Origin of the sequence: Clostridium sp. MD294, from assembly GCF_000364165.2 — a bacterium.
GTDB lineage: Bacteria > Bacillota > Clostridia > Lachnospirales > Anaerotignaceae > Coprocola.
The window spans coordinates 240,091-261,426 of record NZ_CP097810.1; the positions used below are offsets into that span (position 1 = coordinate 240,091).

Here is a 21,336-nt window from a genome sequence, read left to right on the forward strand (position 1 = left end):
TACATAAAAAGACTTTTTATTATGATAGCAACACAACTTTTTTTGTAAATATTGTTTTAAAAAGTGTAGCAAAATTATAATTGATGTATTTTTTCCCTTTTTTATTACAATATTAAATTTATTATAGCACCAATAGAATATAATTTCAAATTTTTACTATTATTTACTACTTTTTTATACAAAAATCGTCTTTTGTAAACAGTTATAGCACTAATGTAATATATCATTGCTTTCTTTTTTATAAAAATTTTGCTATGATAAAAACAACAAAAGAAAGGAGAATAGTTATGGATTTAGGAAACAAAATTTGTGAATTAAGAAAACTTTCTGGTATAACACAAGAACAATTAGCAGAAAAATTAAATATCTCTCGTCAAACATTATCAAAATGGGAAAAAGGAAATAGTTTACCAGATATAGAAAGTATTGTAACTATTTCAGAACTATTTCAAATATCATTACAAGAATTATTATTGAAAAAAGAGCAACAGCAAATGGAACAACAGCAAAACACACAAATTACATTAGAAGATTTATCACGCATCAATGCACATAACAGAAAAATGAATTTAATTTTATGCAGCGGACTATTATTTTTAGCAATCGCCATACTTATAGCAACATTTGAAAATATGCTTAGAAGCACCACATTAAGTTTAAATTATATATTATATCGTTACATTGTCACAGGACAATACGATTATGCACCTGTAAATTACACTAAATTGTTTATTCCTGCACTTTTAGCTGGTAGTATTGGTATTATTTTATGTTTTTTCTATCTTACAAAAAACAATAAAAATTGATTTTATTCACACTCTTAGCACAATGATTGTAATTACGACATTTTTTTTATATAATAGAGTAACGAAGGTGGTGATATTGTGCATGGAGATGCGAAATATCTAATACGATTTTTAGGAGGTACTGACAAACGTTTCGTCATTCCTGTATATCAAAGAAATTATGCTTGGAAAATACCTCAATGTCAAAGGCTCTATGATGATTTAGTAAAAGTGATTACAATGAATAGAGAAAATCATTTTTTAGGTAGTATTGTTTCTTTTTACAATCCTGATAGTTATGCACAAGAATATGTTATTATTGATGGACAACAAAGGCTTACAACAATATCTATTATATTGTTGGCATTATATAATTTATTAAAAAAAGGTACTGTTGTATCAAAAGATAGCAAATTAGCACAAAAAATTTATGAAGAATATTTAATTGACAAATATCAACCAGAAGAAACAAAAATAAAATTAAAGCCTATTCAAGAAGACAAACAAGCATTTCAAACACTTTTTGACACCAAAAAAGAAGCTATTGAAAGTTCTGATATTACAGCAAATTATGCTTTTTTTAAAGATAAAATAAAATGGGGAGAACTTTCTGCGGACCAGTTATTTGAAAGCATACGTCGTATTATTATTATTGACATCAGTTTAAATCATAATGACAATCCTCAATTAATATTTGAAAGTCTTAATTCTACAGGATTAGAATTAGAAGAAGGGGATAAAATAAGAAATTATGTCTTTATGGGAATACCTCCCCAAAAGCAAACAATTTATTATAAAAAATATTGGAGCGTTATTGAAGAACACACCAAATATCATTTAAGTGATTTTCTACGTCATTATTTAAGTGTTAAACAGCAAAAAATACCTGCTATTAAAAAAGTATATACTGCATTTAAAGAATATACAGAACAAAAAGCTGATGGAGATATAGAACAAGTACTGAAAGATATGCAACAATATGCACAATGGTATGAAAAATTAACTTGTGCAAAAACTTATTCTAAAAATATTAATGATGTTTTAAAGAGATGGAAAAAACTAGATTTTACTGTAGCAATACCATTTTTTTTAGAAATATTTCATATATGGACAGAGGGTATTATTACAGAAGCAGAAGTTGTAGAATTGCTTAGATACATAGAAAGTTACTTATTTCGTAGAATGATATGTGACTTACCTACTAATGCACTCAACAAAATATTTATTGCATTGGATAAAGAAATTACAGCACTAGATGGAACGAAACAACAATATGTTGAAAAACTAAAATATATATTAGAAAACAAAAAAGAAAGAACACAGTTTCCTACAGATACCATGTTTTTAGAATGTTTAACAGTAAAAAATATATATGCTATGTCAAATAAATCAAAACAATATATTTTAGAAAGATTAGAAAATGGAAATCACTTAGAGAGCAAAAATATATACGAAATGCTTGAAACAGGTAGCTGTTCTATAGAACACATTATGCCTCAGCAATTAACGCCTGAATGGAAAGCTGCTTTAGGACAGGACTGGGAAGTAATCCATCAAGTATGGTTACATAGACTTGCTAATTTAACATTAACTGCTTATAATTCTTACTATAGTAACAAAATATTTCAACAAAAAAGAGATATGGAAGAAATTGGACTAAAAAACAGTGGTTTCCGTATGAACCAAATGATTGCACAAAAGCAAAAATGGACATTACAGGAATTAGAACAAAGAAATGAAGAATTGAAAAAATTAGCTTTACAACTTTGGGCTTTTCCTAAATCAAATTATCAGTCACCTCAGCAATTTCTGACTGCTTATACATTAGAAGATGATTACTGTTTTACAGGAAAAAATATATTCAAATTTCAATTTCAAGGTGTAGAACAAAGTGTAAAAAACTGGACTGACTTTTTTCAAAAAGTACTTATTATGCTTCATGAAACAGATAAAACAATATTAAATCAATTGGCAGAAGATAAACAAAACAAACAACTTTCTCTCTATGTTTCTAGAAGTAAAAAGCCACTTCAAAAAAAAGGGTATTGTGCCATAAGCAGTAATATATATGTTTTTGTAAATACAAGTACACAACATAAAATTAATATTTTAAAACATTTCTTTCAACTATATCGTATTGAAATGAGCGAATTGGTATTTTATTTAAAAGAAGACAACTAAATATTTTATATCATAAAAAGGGTATTTGTACTATAAAATTTACAAATACCTTTTTTGATTATTATTCTTTTTCTGTCTGTTCTGTTTCCTGTGTTTGTTGTTGTATTTTTTCTATTGCTGTTTTTTGCTCTTCTTCAACAACATTTTTTTCTGCTTCTATATTGTCTTTAGCAATTTGTTGTACTTCTGTCAATTTTTCGCTGACGTCTTGCATTAATTGTTGTGATTTTTGTTCTAGTTTAGAAAGCTTTTCTTCTTTTTTATCAATAAAGTCTTGTCCTAAATTATAGCTTTTGTCCATTGCAATCTCTGAAGACAATGTTCTAGCTTCTCTGTCAACACTATTTTTTACAGAATACATTGTATCTGCCTGTTCTGCATTTACAGAAAGCTCTGTCAATGAAGCAAGTTTTTGCTTTTCTGCTTGTTCTTTTGTTTTTGGTGTATTTTTATCATATTCTTTTGGTTTTGTTGTTTTTTCTGCTTCTTCTGTTTGTATTTTTGCAATTTGTGCATCTATATTTTTAATTTGCATATCATAAGTTTCTATCAATGTATTTACTTCTTGTGCACTTTTACCTTCTTCTAGTGCCTTCGCTCTGACTTCACTTTTTCTTTGCATTAATGCCTGTTTTTGTTTTTGAAGTCCTTTTATCACATTAGCAGTTTTTCCTTTTTTGCTGATAGATACGCTATCTTGTTTTATTGGCTTTTGTTTTGCTACACCACTTTGTTTTTCATTGCTTGAGATATGTGCATTTTTAAAAATTTGGTTTGTTTGTACTGCTGAAAAATCAACTCTCATCTGTCATTGCCCCTTTCATTTTTTACTTTATTACATATATTTAATATCGGAATAATGATACAAAACTTAACAATAACAGTAATAAATTACTTTTTATTGCACTATTAGCTATTTTTTGCAATAAAATGATTTATTATCTATTGCTTTCATTGTCGCTAATATACCATCTAAATGGTCATATTCATGCTGTAAAAGTTCTGATAAATCCCCCTCTAGTTCTATTTTTTTCTGCTTCCACGTTGGCGTCATATATGTAATGGTACACCTTTTATATCTCATCACCTTTACAAGCAAATTAGGAAATGACATACAATCATCTAATACTTTCATTTTTTCATTGTCTGGAAATGTCAACACTGGATTAACAAATACAATTTCTTTGTCTGTATAAAAATAGATTACTCTTTTTTTCACACCTATTTGCGGTGCTGCAATGGCACGACCTGCATTATATTTTTTTCTGTAATCTAGTAATGTATCTTTCAAATTTTGTATCAGTTCTGTTAAATCTTCTTCTTTGTTTACTTCTTCACTTACTTCATATAATTGTGTATCTCCTAATAACAATATCTCTTTTACCATAGTTTTTCCTTCTTTCATTGTTTATTTATAGTATATAGTTATCATCGTACTATTTATATAAAACTTAATAAATATGTCATAATAATGTATCTACTACTCCTACAGCATTACTTTTATAACACATTTTTACCAAATTTTATTTTTTAAAATATAAAATTTTATGCAATTATACTAAATTTTAATGTTTTTTACCTTGAAATAGTATCATATTGATGTTACACTATATACAATATTATAATTAAGGAGGAAAAAGCAATGAAAAAAGTAAAAATAACAGTATTAAGAAAAACATTAAATGAAGATTTAGTAAAAGAATATGCTGTAGAAGGTTTTACTTCCTGTCCTATGCTGGAAGAAGGACAAGAATTTATTACAGAATATGAAAAACCTGAGGGACTTTGTGATGAAGCTTGGAAAGGACTTTTTCAATATGTATTTGCTTTAGCACATGGTGCAGAAAATGAACTTATTTATGGTGGAGTATGGGTAAAAAAACCAGGTGTAGCAATTTGTACTTGCAATGATGGATTAAGACCTGTTGTATTTAAGTTAGAAACAGTAAAAGAATAATATTACATATTTTTTATGAAACAAAAAAGACAACAAATTTTAAAAATTTGTTGTCTTTTTTACTATTTATTTTTTTATTTTCCCTGTCCATAATACGCATTAGGGCCATGTTTTCTCATATAATGCTTTTGTTGTAAATAATGTGGTGCAGGTTTTACATTATTGTTTATCCATTCACATTGTGCAGCCATTTTTGCTACTTCCTCCAACACAACAGCATTATGTACTGCATCAAAAGCATTTTTTCCCCAAGCAAAAGGCCCATGATTTTTACAAAGTACACAAGGCATTGCTTTTGGGTCTAATTCTTTTTTATCAAATAAATCTGCTATCAACACACCTGTATTATATTCATAATCTTGTTCAATTTCTCTTGATGTTAAATTTCTGGCACAAGGAATTTCTCCATACATATAATCTGCGTGTGTTGTACCATAGCAAGGTATTGCTCTTCCAGACTGTGCCCAAGAAGTTGCCCATGTACTATGCGTATGTACAATTCCGCCTATATTAGGAAATCTATTGTATAATACTAAATGCGTTTTTGTATCTGAAGAAGGATTTAATTTTCCTTCTATTTGATTTCCTTTTAAATCTACAACTACCATATCATCTACTGTCATTTTATCATATTCTACACCAGATGGTTTTATGATAAACACACCTTTTTCTCTATCCACTGCTGAAACATTTCCCCATGTAAATGTAACAAGACCATATTGGGGTAAAAGCATATTCGCTTCATAAACTTCTTTTTTTAGTTGTTCTAACATAATATGTTCTCCCCCTTTATTATTTCATAAACTCAACTGCTGCTTTTTCTATAGTAAGCCCCTTTTGATACAATGCTATAAATTTGTCAAATCCTTCACTATCCTCTTGAGAAGGTGCTATTGTAACTGCTTCTCCTCCACAGAATACTTTATCATTTAAATACTGCTCTAATGTTTGGTCATTTTGTTTTTGTTTCATATAGTCTGCCAATAAAGCAATACCCCATGCACCGCCTTCCCCTGCTGTTTCCATAACAGAAACTGGTACAGAAGCTGCTGCTGCCATTACTTTTTGACCTACTCCTTTTGTTTTAAATAGTCCACCATGTCCCATAATAGTATCTAATGTAACACCTTCTTGTTTAAACAATATATCTAATCCTATTTTTAATGTAGCCAAAGAACTATATAAATGTGTTCTCATAAAGTTTGCTAAATTAAATTTACTATTTGCCATTCTTGCAAAAAGTGGCCTACCTTCTTCAAAATCTGTAATAGGTTCTCCTGACAAATAGCAGTAAGAAAGCAATCCTCCACAATCTACATCACCTTGTAATGCTTTATTATATAATGTGGCAAAAATATCATTTTTATCTGCTTTTAATCCCATTGCTTCACTATATTCTTGAAACAAATTTACCCAAGCATTTAAGTCAGAAGTACAATTATTACAGTGTACCATACCTACTAAATGTCCTGTTGGTGTAGTAACTAGATCAATTTCTGGATATACTTTTGAAAGTTCTTTTTCTAAAACAACCATAGCAAATACAGATGTACCAGCGGAAACATTACCTGTTCTAACAGCAACACTATTTGTAGCAGTCATACCTGTTCCTGCATCTCCCTCTGGAGGACAAAGAGGAATACCTTCCTGCAAGTTGCCACTAACATCTAACAGTTTCGCACCTTCTTCTGTTAATATACCTGCATTTTCTCCTGCTGAAAGCACTTCTGGCAATATCTGTTTTAATTTCCAGTTATAATTTTTATTTGCTATTAGCTCATCAAACTGTTTTATCATACTTTCATAATAGGTACCTGTAGTGCAATCTATAGGAAACATACCCGAAGCATCGCCCACACCTAGCACTTTTTTGCCTGTAAGTTTAAAATGTATAAAGCCTGCTAATGTGGTTAAAAAGTTAATTTGTGAAACGTGTGTTTCTTCATTTAATATAGCTTGATATAAATGTGCTATACTCCATCTTTGTGGAATATTATAATCAAATAGTTTTGTTAACTTTTCTGCTGCTTGTTGTGTTATGGTATTTCTCCATGTCCTAAAAGGTACTAACAATTCACCTTTTTTATCAAAAGCCATATAGCCGTGCATCATAGCACTAATGCCTATACTACCTACTGTTTTCAGTACAACACCATATTCTTTTTTTACATTTTCTGATAAATCACTATAGCAATGTTGTAAACCAGTTATAATATCTTCTATATGATATGTCCAAATATTATTTTCAATACGATTTTCCCATTCATAGCTACCTTGTGCTATAGGTGATTTTGTTTCATCTATTAGCACTGCTTTTATTCTAGTAGAACCAAATTCAATACCTAGTGCAGTATTGCCTTGTAATATACTTTCTTTTTTCATATGATTTCCCCCTCATCAGCGGAATTTATAATACATATCATTCCATTTCAATTCATTTCTAAATTGACGAATATTAGTATTTTTGTCAATATAAACTGCCTCAATACCCATACAAGCTGCCCAATCTCCCATTTGCTCTGCTGTTAAGTCATAAGAAAATGCTGTATGATGTGCTCCGCCTGCATAAATCCAAGCTGCTGCACCAATTTCAAGATTTGGTTCTGGTGTCCAAAATGCTGTAGCAACTGGTAATTTTGGCATATCTTTTTCTGCTTTTTTTACTTCTACATCATTTATAATAAAACGAAATCTGTCACCTAAATCAATCAAAGAAGTTGCAACACCATGTCCTTCTTTTGCTGTAAATACCAATCTTGCAGGGTCCTCTCTATTTCCCATACTAAGAGGACATTCTTTTATAGCAATTTTGCCATCTGCAATACTAGGACAAATTTCTAACATATGTGCTTGTAATATTCCCTCTCTACCTTTTACTAAATTATATGTATAGTCTTCAAAAAATGTAGTGCCTTTTTCATTTTTTGTACCTTGTGCCATAATTTTCATAAGACGTACCATTGCAGCCGTTTTCCAGTCGCCCTCAGCACCAAAACCGTAACCTTTTTCCATCAGTCGCTGTATTGCCAATCCCGGAAGTTGTTTTAATCCTCCCAAATCTCCAAAATGTGTCACAATAGCATGGTAATCTTTTTCTTTTAAAAATCTTTCAAATCCAATTTCAATTTGTGCCTGTACTGCTACGTGTTCTCTAAATTCTTTTTCTTCTCTACCTTCTAAAAGAATATCATATTTGTCATAATATTCTTCTACTAATGTATCTGTATCTGATTTTGATACAGCATTTACAGCCTCTACAATTTCATTTACTGGATAAGCGTCTACTTCCCAACCAAATTTAATTTGTGCTTCTACTTTATCGCCTTCTGTTACAGCAACATTTCTCATATTATCTGCTATTCTCATTACTCTGATATGAGAGGACTCCATAACACCGATTGCTGTTCTCATCCAACTTGCTAATTGTTTTTGTACTGCTTCATCAGCCCAATAACCGACAATTACTTTTCTTTCAATGCCCATACGGCTTACAATATGCCCGTATTCTCTTCCGCCATGTGCAGATTGATTTTCATTCATAAAGTCCATGTCAATCGCATCATAAGGAATTTCTCTGTTAAACTGTGTATGCAAATGACAAAGAGGTTTTCTATATTCCTGTAATCCTAATATCCAGCTTTTTGCTGGTGAAAATGTGTGCATCCATGTAATCACACCTGCACAGTTTTCATCTGCATTTGCTTCATTAAATGTTTTTCTAATCACTTCATTTGTAATTAAAGTAGGTTTCCAAATTACTTCAAATGGTAAATTTCCACTCTTATTTAATTCTTCTACAATAATTTTAGAATGTTGTGCCACGTGTTCTAAACATTCATCACCATACAAATCTTGAGAACCAGTACAAAACCAAAATTGATATTTTTTCATATACAATACCTCCTACATATTCAAATATAAATTCATTTAAAACTTTCATTTTTTATTTATTGTTTTTTTGTTTTCATCATGGACAAAACAGATTGCAATACTATAAAGAAGCATAACAATGCCGCAATAGTAATACGTGTCCACCAAGAAGAAAGTGTTCCTTGAAATGTAATAAATGCTTCAATGGTTGCTTTTATCAATACACCAAACAATGTACCTATAACATTTCCTACACCACCAGTCAAAAGTGTACCGCCTATAACAGAAGATGCAATTGCGTCCATTTCAAAACCTTTCGCTTGTTCTACGAAACCGCCTAATGTATTTAGACAGAACAATATACTACCTACACCACACAAAAAGCCATCTAATACATATGCTTTTAATTTTACTTTTCTAACATTTAATCCTAACATCAGTGCAGACTGTTCATTACCACCTACAGCATAAATACTTCTTCCAAATTTTGTATATTTAAGCATTATAAATGCTGCTATCAAAAGTAATATCGCTATTACTACTGTTGGATAAATGTATGGCTGTATCAAAACACCTTTTTTATTGTAATATCCTCCAAATGGTAAATATATTCTTAATTTTGCCCATGCCATAAATGTTTGGTTTGTAATACTAATCATATCTTTTGATATAATTGCTGTCATACCTCTTGCAAAAAACATACCTGCAAGTGTTACAATAAACGGCTGTATATCCATATAAGCAACTAAAAATCCTTGTACTAAGCCAAACACAATACCTGTTACCAATACAATAAGTACTGCAGGAACTGCACCAATATTTCCCTTTTCCATCATATAAGCAAGCATCATACAGCCCATAGCTACAAAAGAACCCACACTAATATCAATGCCACCTGTAATCATAACTACTGTCATACCAATGCCTATTACTATCAAACCTGCATTTGATATAAATAAATTTAAAAAGTTTTGTGTTTTAGAAAAGCCTTGTGCATTAAACAATACACAACCAATACCATACATTACAAAAAATAATACTATTGTAATCATTAAAAGGAAGGTCGTTTGATTTAATTGTTTTTTATTTTTCATATTAAGCCGCCTCCTTTTGAGTAATGTTTATACTTTTCTTTTTTGCTAAATTTTTTCTCCATCTTGCAAATCCTGGTGATTGCAATGCTACAATAATAACAACAACAATTGCTTTATATACTGGTACTTGGTCAGAGGAAACGTGCATAGCATAAAGTGTTGTAGTAAGTGCCTGTATGGTATAAGCACCTATTACAGAACCTGCTATTGAAAATTTACCGCCACCTAATGAATTTCCACCTATTGCTACTGCTAATATAGCGTCTAATTCCATATTTAAACCAATGTTGTTAGCATCTGCGGAATAAATACGGCTAGATGCAATCAAACCAGAAAGTCCAGAACAAAAACCACAGTATGCGTAAGTTAAAAATATAATAAATATAGATTTAATACCAATAAAACTAGATGCTTTTTTGTTAATACCAACAGATTGTATATACATACCTAATGCGGTTTTACTTAATAAAAGTGTTGTAAACACTACCATTATTACTGCCACTATAAAAGGTGTTGGTATTGGTATTCCTGGAAAAGATGCTCCTAATAATCTATAACTATCTACACGAACATATGTAATTTGCCCATCTGTAATCAGCTGTGCAATACCACGTCCTGCTGTAAACATTATTAATGTTGCAACCATAGGCTGTATATTTAGTTTTGCTACTAAAAAGCCATTAAAACAGCCTATCAAAACTCCTACTACTATTGCTGCTAAAAATCCTAACATTAATGGACTTGCATATTCTGTTACCGCTCTTTCTCCACCACTTAATAAATTACAACAAACAGCAGCACTTACTGCCATAATTGCACCTACTGAAATATCTGTTCCTGCAGAAGCAGATACTACTAATGTCATACCTATGGCCAATATTACAAGTTCAGAGGCTCTATTTATAATGTCTATAATATAACCATATAATACACCATCTCTAATAGATATAGAAAAAAAGTTTGGTGTTGTTACAACATTTACCAAAAGTACTAATATAAGACAGAATATAGGTAAAAATAATCTTTGAGATGTTATTTTTTTCATTTTTTCACTATTCATATTTAATGCCCCCCTGCTATGGTAGACATAATTGTTGATTGGTTCATATCCTCTCCATATAATTCTCCTACTTTTGCACCATCTCTCATAACAACCATACGGTCACAAGTTCTAAGCATTTCTTCAATTTCAGAGGATATAAATACAACTGCCATACCTTCTTCTGCTAATTGTAACACTAATTTTTGTATTTCTGTTTTTGTACCAATGTCAATACCTCTTGTAGGCTCGTCTAATATCAAAAAGTCAGGATTTGTCAAAAGCCATCTTCCTATAATTACTTTTTGTTGATTACCTCCCGAAAGAGATTTAATTGTAGTTTCTCTACTTGCTGTTTTCACTTGAAGCATTTTAATATATTTATCCGTATATTCTTCTTGCTGCTTTCTGCTCAATAAATGGAATATACCTCTTTTTGCTTGCAATGCCAATATTAAATTTTCCCTTACAGAAAGGTCTGCAATAATGCCTTCATTTTTACGGTCTTCTGGCAAATATGCCATACCTGCATTCATAGAAGTTAATGGATGTTTTGCTATAACTTTTTGTCCTTTTACTAAAAGCTCTCCTGTATCTGCTTTTTCTGCGCCATATAAAAGACGAACTGTTTCAGAACGTCCAGAACCTAAAAGCCCTGTAAATCCTACAACTTCTCCTTTATGTATTACCAAATCAAATGGTTTAATATATCCGTTCTTTCCAAGTCCTACCGCTTTAATTGTAATATCTTCTGGATTTTCACTAAATTGTTTTTGATTATCTCCTTTGATAGATGCCAAATCATCAAAATCTTTTCCCATCATTTTAGCTACAAGCTGTACACGTGGTAATTCTGCTGTTGTAAATTCTCCTACTAATTGTCCGTTCCTCAATACTGTAATTTTATCACAAACAGCATACACTTGCTCTAAAAAGTGTGTTACAAATATAATTCCTACACCTTCATTTTTGAGTTTTGTCATAAGTTGAAATAATTTTTCCACTTCACTATCATCTAATGATGATGTTGGTTCATCTAGTATCAAAACTTTTGCAGACATATCTACTGCCCTTGCTATAGCAATCATTTGTTGTATGGCAATAGAATAATTATCTATTGTTTTTGTAACGTCTGCATTAATGTCTAAACTACTTAGTAAATCACTTGCTCTTTTGTTCATTGTTTTCCAGTCTATCAAACCACCTTTTTTTGGCTCTCTGCCTATAAAAAGATTTTCTGCTACAGAAAGATTAGGACAAAGATTAACTTCTTGATATACTGTACTAATACCATTGTTTTGTGCTTCCTGTGGACTATGATTGATAATTGGTTTATCATTTCCATCAATCATAATTTGACCTGTTTCAAATTCTTCTACTCCTGTCAAAACTTTTATCAGTGTAGATTTACCTGCACCATTTTCTCCCATTAAAGCATGAATTTCTCCTTTTTTGAGTGTAAAGTCTACATTTTGAAGTGCTTTTACGCCAGGAAATGTTTTATAAATGCCTCTCATTTCTAAAACAGAATTGTTTTCCATAAAAGTAACCCCCCTTTTTTTACCATTTTTACCATTTTTCTGTTGATTTTTTTGTAAACAAAAAGAAAGTGCAGAGTTGGAGCCAAACTCCGACCCCACACTTTCTGATTTTTGAAATCAATACTGGGCTACTACTATAAATTAGTATGCTCTATCAGGTAATATTGTTTCTAAGTCCATGCTTGTGTCAAAATATGCTTCGTCTACATATTGTATTTTTTCAACACTTTCTCCAGCTTCCAATTTTTGAATAATTTCAGCTACACGAGGACCATGAAGTGGATTACATTCAAATGTTGCATTTAAGTCACCAGCTATCATAGATTCAAAAGCTGCTTTTACAGAGTCAAAGCCAATTACAATAATGTCGCCGTTAGGTCCGCAAGTTTTTCCTGCTGCTTTGATAGCATCAATAGCACCAAATGCTTCGTTATCGTTTTCACATATAACTACATCAATATCATCATAGCTCTTTAAGAAAGACTCCATAACTTCCTGTCCTTTTGCCTGTGTAAATTCACCAGATTGCATATCAAGCATTTTCCAGTTGTCATGTTGTGCTAAAATATTGCCAAATCCTTCTGTACGTCCAACCTGTGCAGACGCACCGATAGTACCTTGTATTGTTACCATATTAATTTCTTCACTGCCACGTCCTTGTGCTTCTAAGTAATCAGCTAACCATTCTCCACAAGTTTCGCCTTCTTTTACAAAGTTTCCGCCAACCCATGCAACATACAATTCATCATCAGATACTTGCATCATACGGTCAGAAAGTATTACAGGAATGCCTGCCTCTTTTGCTTCTTCTAATACAGTTTCCCAACCTGTTTCTACAACTGGTGCAACTACTATGTAATCAACATCTTGTTGTATAAAAGAACGGATTGCTTTAATTTGATTTTCTTGTTTTTGTTGTGCATCATCAAATATCAGTTTATATCCGTTTTCTTCTGTGAAAGTGGATTTGAATGATTCTGTATTTGCTGTTCTCCAGTCAGACTCTGCACCAACTTGTGCATAACCTACTGTAATCAAATCTCCTGCATCACTGGAAACTTCTTCTCCTCCTTCTCCATCTGTTGGAGCTGGAGCTGGTGCTTCACCGCCACCACAAGCTGCCATAGAAACCGTCATAGCAAGCATAGCAATAATTGATAACACTTTTTTCTTCATAATTTTATTTCCCCCTTAAAATAAATTTTATTACTTTCGTTTTTATTTATGTATTTATTATAATATACGAACAAGGATTTTGAAACAGACCATCTTTTAAAAAAAGTTGATTATTTTATAAATATTTCATACCATTACAGTTATTTTTATTAAAAATGTTTGATATTTTTAAAAAAACGTTTAATATTTTTAGATTGCCTTTATTTTGTTCTTCAAAAATTTTTAAAAAATTTTCTCTTTTTTATTATAAATATACTATTATATTTTATTATATTATTTTATATGTATACAATTTCTACAATACATTTTATTTTTTGATATTTCCTAATATTATTTTTACACAAGTACCTTCATTTTTTTGAGAATAAACAGCAATACTAGAATTTCCACCATAATACATTGATATTCTTTTTGCTACATTATTCATACCAAAGCCACCCTTTTGTTTGACTTCCATAGTACTATTGTTTCCTTCTAATTTTTTGCGTAAACTTTCAAGTGTTTTTTCCTCCATACCAATACCATTATCTTTTACTTCAAATACAATATTACATTTTTCCACATATCCTTTTACTATAATAATACCTCCTCCTCTTTTATTTTTAATGCCATGATAAAGTGCATTTTCTACTATAGGTTGCAATATCATTTTAAGTACCGTTTTTTGTTTCATTTCTTCTGCTATTTGTATTTCATAGTCAAGTACATCTTCATATCTTATTTTTTGTATTTTTAAATAACTTCTGATATGGCTTTCTTCTTCTTCTATTGTGATAAAGTCATTACCATTTGACAATATTGTTCTAAAAAAGTCACTCAAATCTGTTGTCATTTCCACTACTTGCTTATTATTTCCTCCTTCTGCCATCCATACAATGGAGTCTAATGTATTATATAAAAAGTGAGGATTAATTTGCTCTTGATGTAATTTCAATTCTGCAAGTCTAAGATTTTTTTGTTCTTGTTTTGTTTTTTCCATAAGTACTGCAATTTCATCACTCATTTTATTAAATGTTCTTGACAATATATTGATTTCCTCTAAATTTCCCAATGTTGCTCTTGCTTGTAATTCTCCTTGTCCTAATTTTTCTGCAGTTTTTTTCATATCATCAATAGGTTTTGTTACAGATTTTGTAATAATAATAGATAATATAATGCCTATCGCAAGTATACACATAAGTAATGTTACAAATACTTTCACAATTTTCTTTGTTTGTTGTTCTAATTCATTTTGTAGTTCTTCCATATTTAATATTTCATAATGTATATATTCATTTACATAGTCTTGTATCATAGAACAAAGTCCTTGTATATCATTTTCCCATATTGCTTTATTTTCATCATAAGTACCTGCTTGTTTTGAATTTTCTATCATTTTCTGAACAGCTGTTTCTAAAGACTCTAAACAAGATAATATACCATTTATTTTTATATCACTATAACTATCTGGTTCTCTTTTAATAACATATCTAAAATCCATTTTTGCTTTTTGTATTAAATTTAAAGGGTTTTTTAATATCATAGCATATTCTGTCTGACCCTCTTTCATATCTCCTGCTTGAAATTCGTCCGCATTAATAAGTCCTATCATTACCCTATACATAGTATATTCCATCTGTTCTTTAAATACAGTATTATACTCATTTGCTACTTTTAAATTTGCCATAATTTTATTGTAAGAATAGGAATAATTTCTTATCATACCTAATATACCTGCTACAATAGCCGTTAATGGTAATATAATCACTAATATCAATAATATCAATCTTATTTTTAGTGTAAATGCTTTTTTCATTTTTGCCATATTCTATTTCTCCTGCTGATTTGTACTGTCGTTTTTAAATTCTTTAGGCGATTGTCCTATAACTCTTTTAAATGTTGTACTAAAATAGTGAGGGTCATGATAACCTACCTGTTCTCCAATCTCTGCTGTCCTTAGTGTAGTACATTTAAGCAACTCACACGCTTTTTCCATACGTGTTTTTGTGAGATATTCCACAAAAGACTGTCCTGTTTTTTGTTTAAATATAGAACTAAAATAACTAGCACTAATACCTATATGAAAAGCAATTTTATTTAATTTCTTGAAAATGATTTGAAATATATTTTTTAGCATCTTCTATTAAATCGCTATATCTATCATTGGAAACATTATCTCTCATTTGTAATGCAAATGAAAAAAGCTCTTTTAAATAATTTTTAGTACTTTCTACAGTATCTATACTTTTAGGTAGTAATTTAATATCCTTTTTTTCTTCTGGGACATTTTCTGATTTTATTTTAATCTCTTTTAAAAATTCCTGCACACAATAAAATATATCCATTGTCATATATTGCCTAAGTAAAAGAGATTTATAATTATGCTCTCCTACTGCTGCAAAATATTCCTCTATAAAAGAACTACATTCTTCCAAAGAACCCAATTTTAAAAAATCTTCTATTAGTTTTCTATCTACACCACTATAATCTGTTTTGTCTAAAAATTCTGTATATTTTTCATAACTTACAAAATACCTTTCCAATAATTTGCTTTTTTCTCTTTCTTCTATTATAACATCAGCTACTTTTTTTAATGCTTCAATTAAATTTGCTGAAGTAATTGGTTTTAACAAATAATCACTTATACCAATTTTAATGGCTTCTTTAGCATAGTCAAATTCATTGTATCCACTTAATATAATAATTTTGGTTTCAGGTAATGCTTTTTTTACAAGTCGGCTTAATTCCAAGCCGTCCATAAAAGGCATTTTAACATCTGTAATCAATATATCTGGTTCTGTTTTTAATATCATAGGATAAGCATATTCTCCATCTCCAGCTTCTCCTACAAATGAAAATCCGTTTTCTTCCCAATTAATATTATCTCTAATACCATGTCTAATAATTACTTCATCTTCTACCAAAAATACTTTAATCATTATTTTTTCCCTCTTTACTTTTCTCCACAGCAACAATACTCTCTTTTATCATACCATATCTATTTTTTGAATACTACACAAAAATAAGCCCTTGAAATTTTTCAAAATATTTTTACATTTCTGCAAAAAAAGAAAATCACTTTTTTTATAAAAATGATTTTCAATGTACTAATTTATAAGAGCAATACAAAAATAATTTTTGACTATAAAACTTTATTAAAACAAAGTACAAGCTATTTTGTTTCATTTAATTTATTTCTGTACATTAATTAGGTGGAGGAAGTACAGTAATAATATCCTGTCTTAAAACACTACTAATAACCCAAAACCAAATTAATATACTAAATATATCAAGTATTAATTTCTTTTTATCTGCAATTTGTTTTGTTTGTTTTATTTCTGTAACATATTTTGGAAATCTATCCATTTCAGACATTACAGTAACAATAAAAAGCAAAAAGTATTTGAAAGGCATAGGTAAAGAAGATAATATTGTAATTGTCATTATTAGTATTGCAATAGCTAGTAATTTTAATTTTGTTTTTGTACTTTTTGTCATAATTATCACCAAATTTTCTATATTCTGATATTAATATATGACTATAATATAATATTTTTTGTGTTTTGTCAACTATTGCAATAATTTTTTAGGGTACTGGACATAAGGTTCTACATAACCACATTCTGGACAAACTGCTATAGCTATTGGCAGCCTATTTTGTGTCAGTGTTTCTCCTTTATGAATATAATAGTCATGTCTTTTTTTATAAATACTGCCTACTCCTTCTGAAAGGCTTAATTGACAATTTAATATCATACTTTCACCACAGCGTATACATTTTCTTTCCATACTATTCCCCCTTATAAATAAAAAACAATTACAATAATTTTTCTGGAAATTGTACATAAGGCTCTACATAACCGCATTTCGGACAAACTGCAATTTTAATATCTTCATCTTTTCCCCAGCCTGTTGTTTCTCTGTATATAGAATAAATCGGTCTATGTGCAAAAAGAGCTCCTCCGCCCTCATAAACTTTTAAATTGCAATTCAATATCATATTTTCATCACAGCGTATACATTTTCTTTCCACAATATCACCTACTTTTACCATTCTATTTCCAATGCTACGGGGCAATGGTCAGAACCTAATATATTGCTGTGTATCTCTGCTCCTTTTAAATAAGGCGTCAGTCTTTCAGATACAATATAATAGTCAATTCTCCAGCCTGAATTATTTGCTCTAGCATTTGCTCTATAACTCCACCAAGTATAGGCATCTTTTAAATCAGGATAAAAATGTCGGAAAGTATCTACAAAACCATTTTGAAGCAATAGCGTCATTTTTTGTCTTTCTTCATCTGTAAATCCTGGATTTTTTCTATTTGATTTAGGATTTTTTAAATCAATTTCATTATGTGCCACATTTAAATCACCACAATATACAATAGGCTTTTTGCTATCTAAATTTTTTAAATAAGCAAGTATCGCTTCCTCCCATTGCATACGATAGGCTAAACGTGCTTGTTTTGGCTGGGAATTAGGAGTATATACTGTAATATAATAAAAATTTTCAAATTCTAATGTAATCACACGGCCTTCTTTGTCGTGTTCTGGTATTCCTATACCATATGATACAGTAATAGGTTCTTTTTTTGTAAACACAGCAGTACCCGAATAACCTTTTTTTTCAGCATAGTTCCAATATTGATAATATTCTGGTAAATCTAACGTAATTTGTCCTTTTTGTAACTTTGTTTCCTGCAATGAAAACAAATCTGCATTTGCACTATTAAAATAATCTATAAACCCCTTGCCCATAGCAGCACGAATACCATTTACATTCCAAGATATTAATTTCAATTTTATTCCTCCTTATCTATTTTGCACTATATTATAGCATAGTAAAATTATTTTGACTACCATAAAATAACATACTGTTACAGTTGTTTCTTTTTGTATTTTACTGTAAAATACTATTATCTATAATTTGTATAAAGGGGGTAAATAAGGCATGAAAGTTGCTTTAGCACAATTAAATATTGTATGGGAAAATAAACAAGAAAATAAAAAACAATGCAGTACTTTGATAGAACAGGCAAAAAAACAATATGTGGATATGATACTTTTCCCAGAAATGACATTAACAGGTTTTTCTATGAACACTGAAAAACTTGGTGAAGTTATTGAAAATTCTGAAACAATAGCATTTTTTAAACAAAAAGCACAACAATATGATATAACTATTTGCTTTGGAATGATTATCAAAAATGGGGAAAAATCAGAAAACCATTGTATGGTAATCAATAAAAAGGGAGAATTGATTGCAGATTATACCAAAATACACCCTTTTTCTTATGGTACAGAGTCAAAATTTTATAGTGGCGGAGAACATATTACATATTATACTATTGATGACATTACTTTTTCTCCTCTTATTTGTTATGATTTACGTTTTCCAGAAATTTTCCAAGTATGTTCTGAAAAAAGTTATGTCATTACTGTCATTGCAAACTGGCCCACACCTAGAAGATGCCATTGGATTTCACTTTTAAAAGCGAGAGCTATAGAAAATCAGTGTTATATATTAGGCATCAATCGTTGCGGAAGTGGCGACGGTTTAGAATATAGTGGAGATAGTATGATAATAGACCCTTACGGAAAAATAGTAGCAATGGCAAAACAAAGTAATCAAATGCTTGTAGTTGGAGATATTGATGCCAATATTGTAACAGAATATAGAAAAGAGTTTCCTCTCAAACAAGATAGAAAATCACAGCTTTATAGTCAAATGTATCAAAACAAACAATAAAGGAGAAAATATATGGATTTTTTAGACATACTACTCAAAAAAAGAAACGGGCAAAAACTTACAAAACAACAAATAGAATATTTTGTAAAAGGTGTAACAGAGAGTACTATACCAGATTATCAAATTTCTTCTTTTTTAATGGCAGTTTACTTTCAATCTCTTGACATAGAAGAAACAGCACAGCTAACACTTGCTATGGCAAAATCTGGAGAAATGTTAGACTTATCAAATATAGAAGGATTTAAAACAGATAAACATAGCACAGGAGGTGTTGCAGACACCACTACATTAATATTAGCACCTCTTGTAGCTTCTGTTGGTGTACCAGTGGTAAAAATGAGTGGCAGAGGATTAGGTTTTTCAGGTGGAACAATAGACAAATTAGAAAGTATTCCTCACTTTCAAACAGAAGTGACACAAAAACAAGCATTACAGTGGGCAAAACAAAGCAATATAGTTATTATGGGACAAAGTAAAAATTTAACACCTGCTGACCAAAAATTATATGCCCTTAGAGATGTAACAGCAACAGTAGAAAGTATTCCTCTTATTGCCTCCAGCATTATGTCAAAAAAAATAGCTTCTGGTGCAGATGGTATTGTACTTGATGTAAAATGTGGAAATGGTGCATTTATGAAAACTCTAGAACAAGCACAGCAATTAGGTAAATGTATGGCAGATATGGGACGTCATGTAGGTAGAAAAGTAACTGTTGTAATTAGTAGTATGTCACAACCTTTAGGCAACAACATAGGCAATCGTTTAGAAGTCATAGAAGCAATAGAAACATTAAAAGGAAATGTAAAAGGAGATTTGTTGGAAGTTTCTATAACATTAGGGGCATATATGCTTTTACAGGCAAATAAAGTACAAACAGTACAGCAAGGAAAGCAATTGCTTTTACAAAATATCGAAAATGGAAAAGGACTTTTAAAATTTGAAGAACTCTTAAAACAGCAATATGGCGACAGCAATATTATATATGACTATAGTATATTAGCTCTTTCTGATTTCAAATTGTGTTTAAAAGCACAACAACAAGGTTATATTTCTGCTATGGATACAGAAACCATAGGTAGAGCATCACAGCAGACAGGTGCAGGTAGAAAACAAAAAACAGATAGTATTGATTTTGGTGCAGGTATTATAATGAAAAAAAGAATAGGAGATAGCGTACAAAAAGGCGAAGTAATAGCAGAAATATATAGCAGTAATGAACAAAAATGTCAATCTGCATTAGAATTGCTTCAATATGCTGTAACTATAGCAGATACTCCTCCTATTAGTACACCATTGATATTAGATATTATTTCATAGAAAGGCAGTTTGTTATGTGGAAAGAATGTATACAACATTGTTTAGAACAAAATGAAAAATATTTAAAAAATATAACATTTGAAGCACAAAACATACAAGACAACAATTTAACAAAATTTGACTTTCAAAATATTGTATTTGATTGCTGTACATTTATCAACTGTGATTTTTCAGAATGTTGTTTTACAAAATGTGAAATAATAAATTGTCATTTCTATGACTGCTGTTTTGCTAAAACTTATTTTAAACAAACCCTCATTACAAATAGTATTTATAGCAAAGGTAGTATTTTTGTAGGGGCTTGTATCAAAAAAAGCAATTTCCAAAAATGTAGTTTTGCTTATACTAATTTTTCAAATACATTGTGGGAAAAATGTCATATTCAAAAGTGTAACATGAAATATGCTTTTTTTCATAAAGTGACATTTAAAAATATAATATTAGAATATGTTAATTTTCAAAAAGCAGATTTTTTCAAAACAATGTTAAAAGGAATTGATTTTTCAAGTTGTGATATACAAGCAATTACTGTTTCAGATACTTTTGAAGAAGTAAGAGGAATGAAAATAAATGCAGAACAAGCAGTTTCTATTGCACAAATACTAGAAATGGAAATAGTATAGTAAAAAAATGCTACAATTTTAT

The 21,336-nt window shown here is 30.1% G+C and carries 22 protein-coding genes; 6 read left to right on the top strand and 16 right to left on the bottom strand.

Features of this window, described 5'->3' with window-relative positions; translation table 11 throughout:
- Nucleotides 1-287: 287 nt before the first annotated feature.
- Both C820_RS01165 and C820_RS01170 read left to right on the top strand, forming a co-directional pair.
- Nucleotides 288-806, top strand: coding sequence for a helix-turn-helix domain-containing protein (locus tag C820_RS01165; protein ID WP_004036074.1), 519 nt, complete (start codon nucleotides 288-290; stop codon nucleotides 804-806).
- Nucleotides 807-884: 78 nt separating this feature from the next.
- Nucleotides 885-2,966, top strand: a complete 2,082-nt coding sequence (locus C820_RS01170; protein WP_004036073.1) for a DUF262 domain-containing protein — start codon at nucleotides 885-887, stop codon at nucleotides 2,964-2,966.
- Between the two features lie 61 nt (nucleotides 2,967-3,027).
- Here the strand turns inward: C820_RS01170 and C820_RS01175 are convergent, their stop codons facing one another.
- Complete coding sequence (locus tag C820_RS01175; protein ID WP_004036072.1) at nucleotides 3,028-3,771, bottom strand: hypothetical protein; 744 nt, start codon at nucleotides 3,769-3,771, stop codon at nucleotides 3,028-3,030.
- A 108-nt stretch (nucleotides 3,772-3,879) separates the two neighbouring features.
- A complete protein-coding gene (locus C820_RS01180; protein WP_004036070.1) occupies nucleotides 3,880-4,353 on the bottom strand; it encodes a peptide deformylase in 474 nt (157 codons plus the stop codon).
- Nucleotides 4,354-4,608: 255 nt separating this feature from the next.
- Between C820_RS01180 and C820_RS01185 the strand changes: the two genes are divergently transcribed.
- Nucleotides 4,609-4,923 carry a TIGR04076 family protein gene (locus tag C820_RS01185; RefSeq protein WP_004036068.1) on the top strand — a complete coding sequence of 105 codons (315 nt, stop codon included), beginning with the start codon at nucleotides 4,609-4,611 and terminating at the stop codon, nucleotides 4,921-4,923.
- A 74-nt stretch (nucleotides 4,924-4,997) separates the two neighbouring features.
- Here the strand turns inward: C820_RS01185 and C820_RS01190 are convergent, their stop codons facing one another.
- The 14 genes from C820_RS01190 to C820_RS01250 form a co-directional block, all read right to left on the bottom strand.
- A complete protein-coding gene (locus tag C820_RS01190) occupies nucleotides 4,998-5,696 on the bottom strand; it encodes an L-ribulose-5-phosphate 4-epimerase (RefSeq protein WP_004036067.1) in 699 nt (232 codons plus the stop codon).
- Nucleotides 5,697-5,715: 19 nt separating this feature from the next.
- Nucleotides 5,716-7,305 carry a xylulokinase gene (locus tag C820_RS01195; protein WP_004036065.1) on the bottom strand — a complete coding sequence of 530 codons (1,590 nt, stop codon included), beginning with the start codon at nucleotides 7,303-7,305 and terminating at the stop codon, nucleotides 5,716-5,718.
- A 15-nt stretch (nucleotides 7,306-7,320) separates the two neighbouring features.
- Nucleotides 7,321-8,814, bottom strand: coding sequence for an L-arabinose isomerase (gene araA / locus C820_RS01200; protein ID WP_004036063.1), 1,494 nt, complete (start codon nucleotides 8,812-8,814; stop codon nucleotides 7,321-7,323).
- A gap of 56 nt (nucleotides 8,815-8,870) precedes the next feature.
- Nucleotides 8,871-9,887, bottom strand: coding sequence for an ABC transporter permease subunit (locus tag C820_RS01205; protein WP_004036061.1), 1,017 nt, complete (start codon nucleotides 9,885-9,887; stop codon nucleotides 8,871-8,873).
- A 1-nt stretch (nucleotide 9,888) separates the two neighbouring features.
- On the bottom strand, nucleotides 9,889-10,947 hold the full coding sequence (locus tag C820_RS01210; protein WP_004036060.1) for an ABC transporter permease: 1,059 nt from the start codon (nucleotides 10,945-10,947) through the stop codon (nucleotides 9,889-9,891).
- A 2-nt stretch (nucleotides 10,948-10,949) separates the two neighbouring features.
- A complete protein-coding gene (locus C820_RS01215) occupies nucleotides 10,950-12,467 on the bottom strand; it encodes a sugar ABC transporter ATP-binding protein (RefSeq protein WP_004036059.1) in 1,518 nt (505 codons plus the stop codon).
- A gap of 141 nt (nucleotides 12,468-12,608) precedes the next feature.
- Nucleotides 12,609-13,643, bottom strand: coding sequence for an ABC transporter substrate-binding protein (locus C820_RS01220; RefSeq protein WP_004036058.1), 1,035 nt, complete (start codon nucleotides 13,641-13,643; stop codon nucleotides 12,609-12,611).
- A gap of 307 nt (nucleotides 13,644-13,950) precedes the next feature.
- Nucleotides 13,951-15,447 (bottom strand): sensor histidine kinase, encoded by a 1,497-nt coding sequence (locus C820_RS01225; RefSeq protein WP_004036057.1) that lies wholly within the window; start codon nucleotides 15,445-15,447, stop codon nucleotides 13,951-13,953.
- Nucleotides 15,448-15,450: 3 nt separating this feature from the next.
- Nucleotides 15,451-15,759, bottom strand: coding sequence for a helix-turn-helix domain-containing protein (locus C820_RS14510; RefSeq protein WP_004036056.1), 309 nt, complete (start codon nucleotides 15,757-15,759; stop codon nucleotides 15,451-15,453).
- Entirely contained in the window at nucleotides 15,716-16,561 is an 846-nt protein-coding gene (locus C820_RS01230; RefSeq protein WP_004036055.1) for a response regulator, read from the bottom strand. The genes C820_RS14510 and C820_RS01230 overlap by 44 nt, the downstream gene beginning before the upstream one ends.
- A 265-nt stretch (nucleotides 16,562-16,826) precedes the next feature.
- A complete protein-coding gene (locus C820_RS01235) occupies nucleotides 16,827-17,120 on the bottom strand; it encodes a hypothetical protein (RefSeq protein WP_004036054.1) in 294 nt (97 codons plus the stop codon).
- 72 nt (nucleotides 17,121-17,192) lie between these two features.
- The gene (locus C820_RS01240; protein WP_004036053.1) at nucleotides 17,193-17,411 is read right to left on the bottom strand and encodes a hypothetical protein; all 219 of its coding nucleotides are present in this window, start codon (nucleotides 17,409-17,411) and stop codon (nucleotides 17,193-17,195) included.
- Nucleotides 17,412-17,439: 28 nt separating this feature from the next.
- Nucleotides 17,440-17,655: a hypothetical protein gene (locus C820_RS01245; RefSeq protein ID WP_156801414.1), complete on the bottom strand. Its 216-nt coding sequence runs from the start codon at nucleotides 17,653-17,655 to the stop codon at nucleotides 17,440-17,442.
- 14 nt (nucleotides 17,656-17,669) lie between these two features.
- Nucleotides 17,670-18,425, bottom strand: a complete 756-nt coding sequence (locus tag C820_RS01250) for an exodeoxyribonuclease III (RefSeq protein WP_004036049.1) — start codon at nucleotides 18,423-18,425, stop codon at nucleotides 17,670-17,672.
- A gap of 151 nt (nucleotides 18,426-18,576) precedes the next feature.
- On the opposite strand from C820_RS01250, the gene C820_RS01255 reads away from it, so the two are divergent.
- Genes C820_RS01255 through C820_RS01265 form a run of 3 tightly spaced genes read left to right on the top strand, consistent with a single transcriptional unit; the run spans nucleotide 18,577 to nucleotide 21,314 of the window.
- A complete protein-coding gene (locus C820_RS01255) occupies nucleotides 18,577-19,374 on the top strand; it encodes a carbon-nitrogen family hydrolase (RefSeq protein WP_004036047.1) in 798 nt (265 codons plus the stop codon).
- Nucleotides 19,375-19,386: 12 nt separating this feature from the next.
- Nucleotides 19,387-20,691, top strand: coding sequence for a thymidine phosphorylase (locus C820_RS01260; RefSeq protein ID WP_004036046.1), 1,305 nt, complete (start codon nucleotides 19,387-19,389; stop codon nucleotides 20,689-20,691).
- A gap of 14 nt (nucleotides 20,692-20,705) precedes the next feature.
- A complete protein-coding gene (locus C820_RS01265) occupies nucleotides 20,706-21,314 on the top strand; it encodes a pentapeptide repeat-containing protein (protein WP_004036044.1) in 609 nt (202 codons plus the stop codon).
- The last annotated feature ends 22 nt before the right edge of the window (nucleotides 21,315-21,336 follow it).

Excerpts from the sequence above, each read along its gene's own strand:
- C820_RS01215 (WP_004036059.1), bottom strand. The coding sequence starts at position 12,467 with ATGGAAAACAATTCTGTTTTAGAAATGAGAGGCATTTATAAAACATTT.
- araA (WP_004036063.1), bottom strand. The coding sequence starts at position 8,814 with ATGAAAAAATATCAATTTTGGTTTTGTACTGGTTCTCAAGATTTGTAT.
- C820_RS01165 (WP_004036074.1), top strand. The coding sequence starts at position 288 with ATGGATTTAGGAAACAAAATTTGTGAATTAAGAAAACTTTCTGGTATA.
- C820_RS01180 (WP_004036070.1), bottom strand. The coding sequence starts at position 4,353 with ATGGTAAAAGAGATATTGTTATTAGGAGATACACAATTATATGAAGTA.
- C820_RS01235 (WP_004036054.1), bottom strand. The coding sequence starts at position 17,120 with ATGACAAAAAGTACAAAAACAAAATTAAAATTACTAGCTATTGCAATA.
- C820_RS01255 (WP_004036047.1), top strand. The coding sequence starts at position 18,577 with ATGAAAGTTGCTTTAGCACAATTAAATATTGTATGGGAAAATAAACAA.
- C820_RS01175 (WP_004036072.1), bottom strand. The coding sequence starts at position 3,771 with ATGAGAGTTGATTTTTCAGCAGTACAAACAAACCAAATTTTTAAAAAT.
- C820_RS01240 (WP_004036053.1), bottom strand. The coding sequence starts at position 17,411 with ATGGAAAGAAAATGTATACGCTGTGGTGAAAGTATGATATTAAATTGT.
- C820_RS01190 (WP_004036067.1), bottom strand. The coding sequence starts at position 5,696 with ATGTTAGAACAACTAAAAAAAGAAGTTTATGAAGCGAATATGCTTTTA.
- C820_RS01265 (WP_004036044.1), top strand. The coding sequence starts at position 20,706 with ATGTGGAAAGAATGTATACAACATTGTTTAGAACAAAATGAAAAATAT.
- C820_RS14510 (WP_004036056.1), bottom strand. The coding sequence starts at position 15,759 with ATGCTAAAAAATATATTTCAAATCATTTTCAAGAAATTAAATAAAATT.
- C820_RS01220 (WP_004036058.1), bottom strand. The coding sequence starts at position 13,643 with ATGAAGAAAAAAGTGTTATCAATTATTGCTATGCTTGCTATGACGGTT.
- C820_RS01195 (WP_004036065.1), bottom strand. The coding sequence starts at position 7,305 with ATGAAAAAAGAAAGTATATTACAAGGCAATACTGCACTAGGTATTGAA.
- C820_RS01205 (WP_004036061.1), bottom strand. The coding sequence starts at position 9,887 with ATGAAAAATAAAAAACAATTAAATCAAACGACCTTCCTTTTAATGATT.
- C820_RS01185 (WP_004036068.1), top strand. The coding sequence starts at position 4,609 with ATGAAAAAAGTAAAAATAACAGTATTAAGAAAAACATTAAATGAAGAT.
- C820_RS01210 (WP_004036060.1), bottom strand. The coding sequence starts at position 10,947 with ATGAATAGTGAAAAAATGAAAAAAATAACATCTCAAAGATTATTTTTA.
- C820_RS01225 (WP_004036057.1), bottom strand. The coding sequence starts at position 15,447 with ATGGCAAAAATGAAAAAAGCATTTACACTAAAAATAAGATTGATATTA.
- C820_RS01260 (WP_004036046.1), top strand. The coding sequence starts at position 19,387 with ATGGATTTTTTAGACATACTACTCAAAAAAAGAAACGGGCAAAAACTT.
- C820_RS01230 (WP_004036055.1), bottom strand. The coding sequence starts at position 16,561 with ATGATTAAAGTATTTTTGGTAGAAGATGAAGTAATTATTAGACATGGT.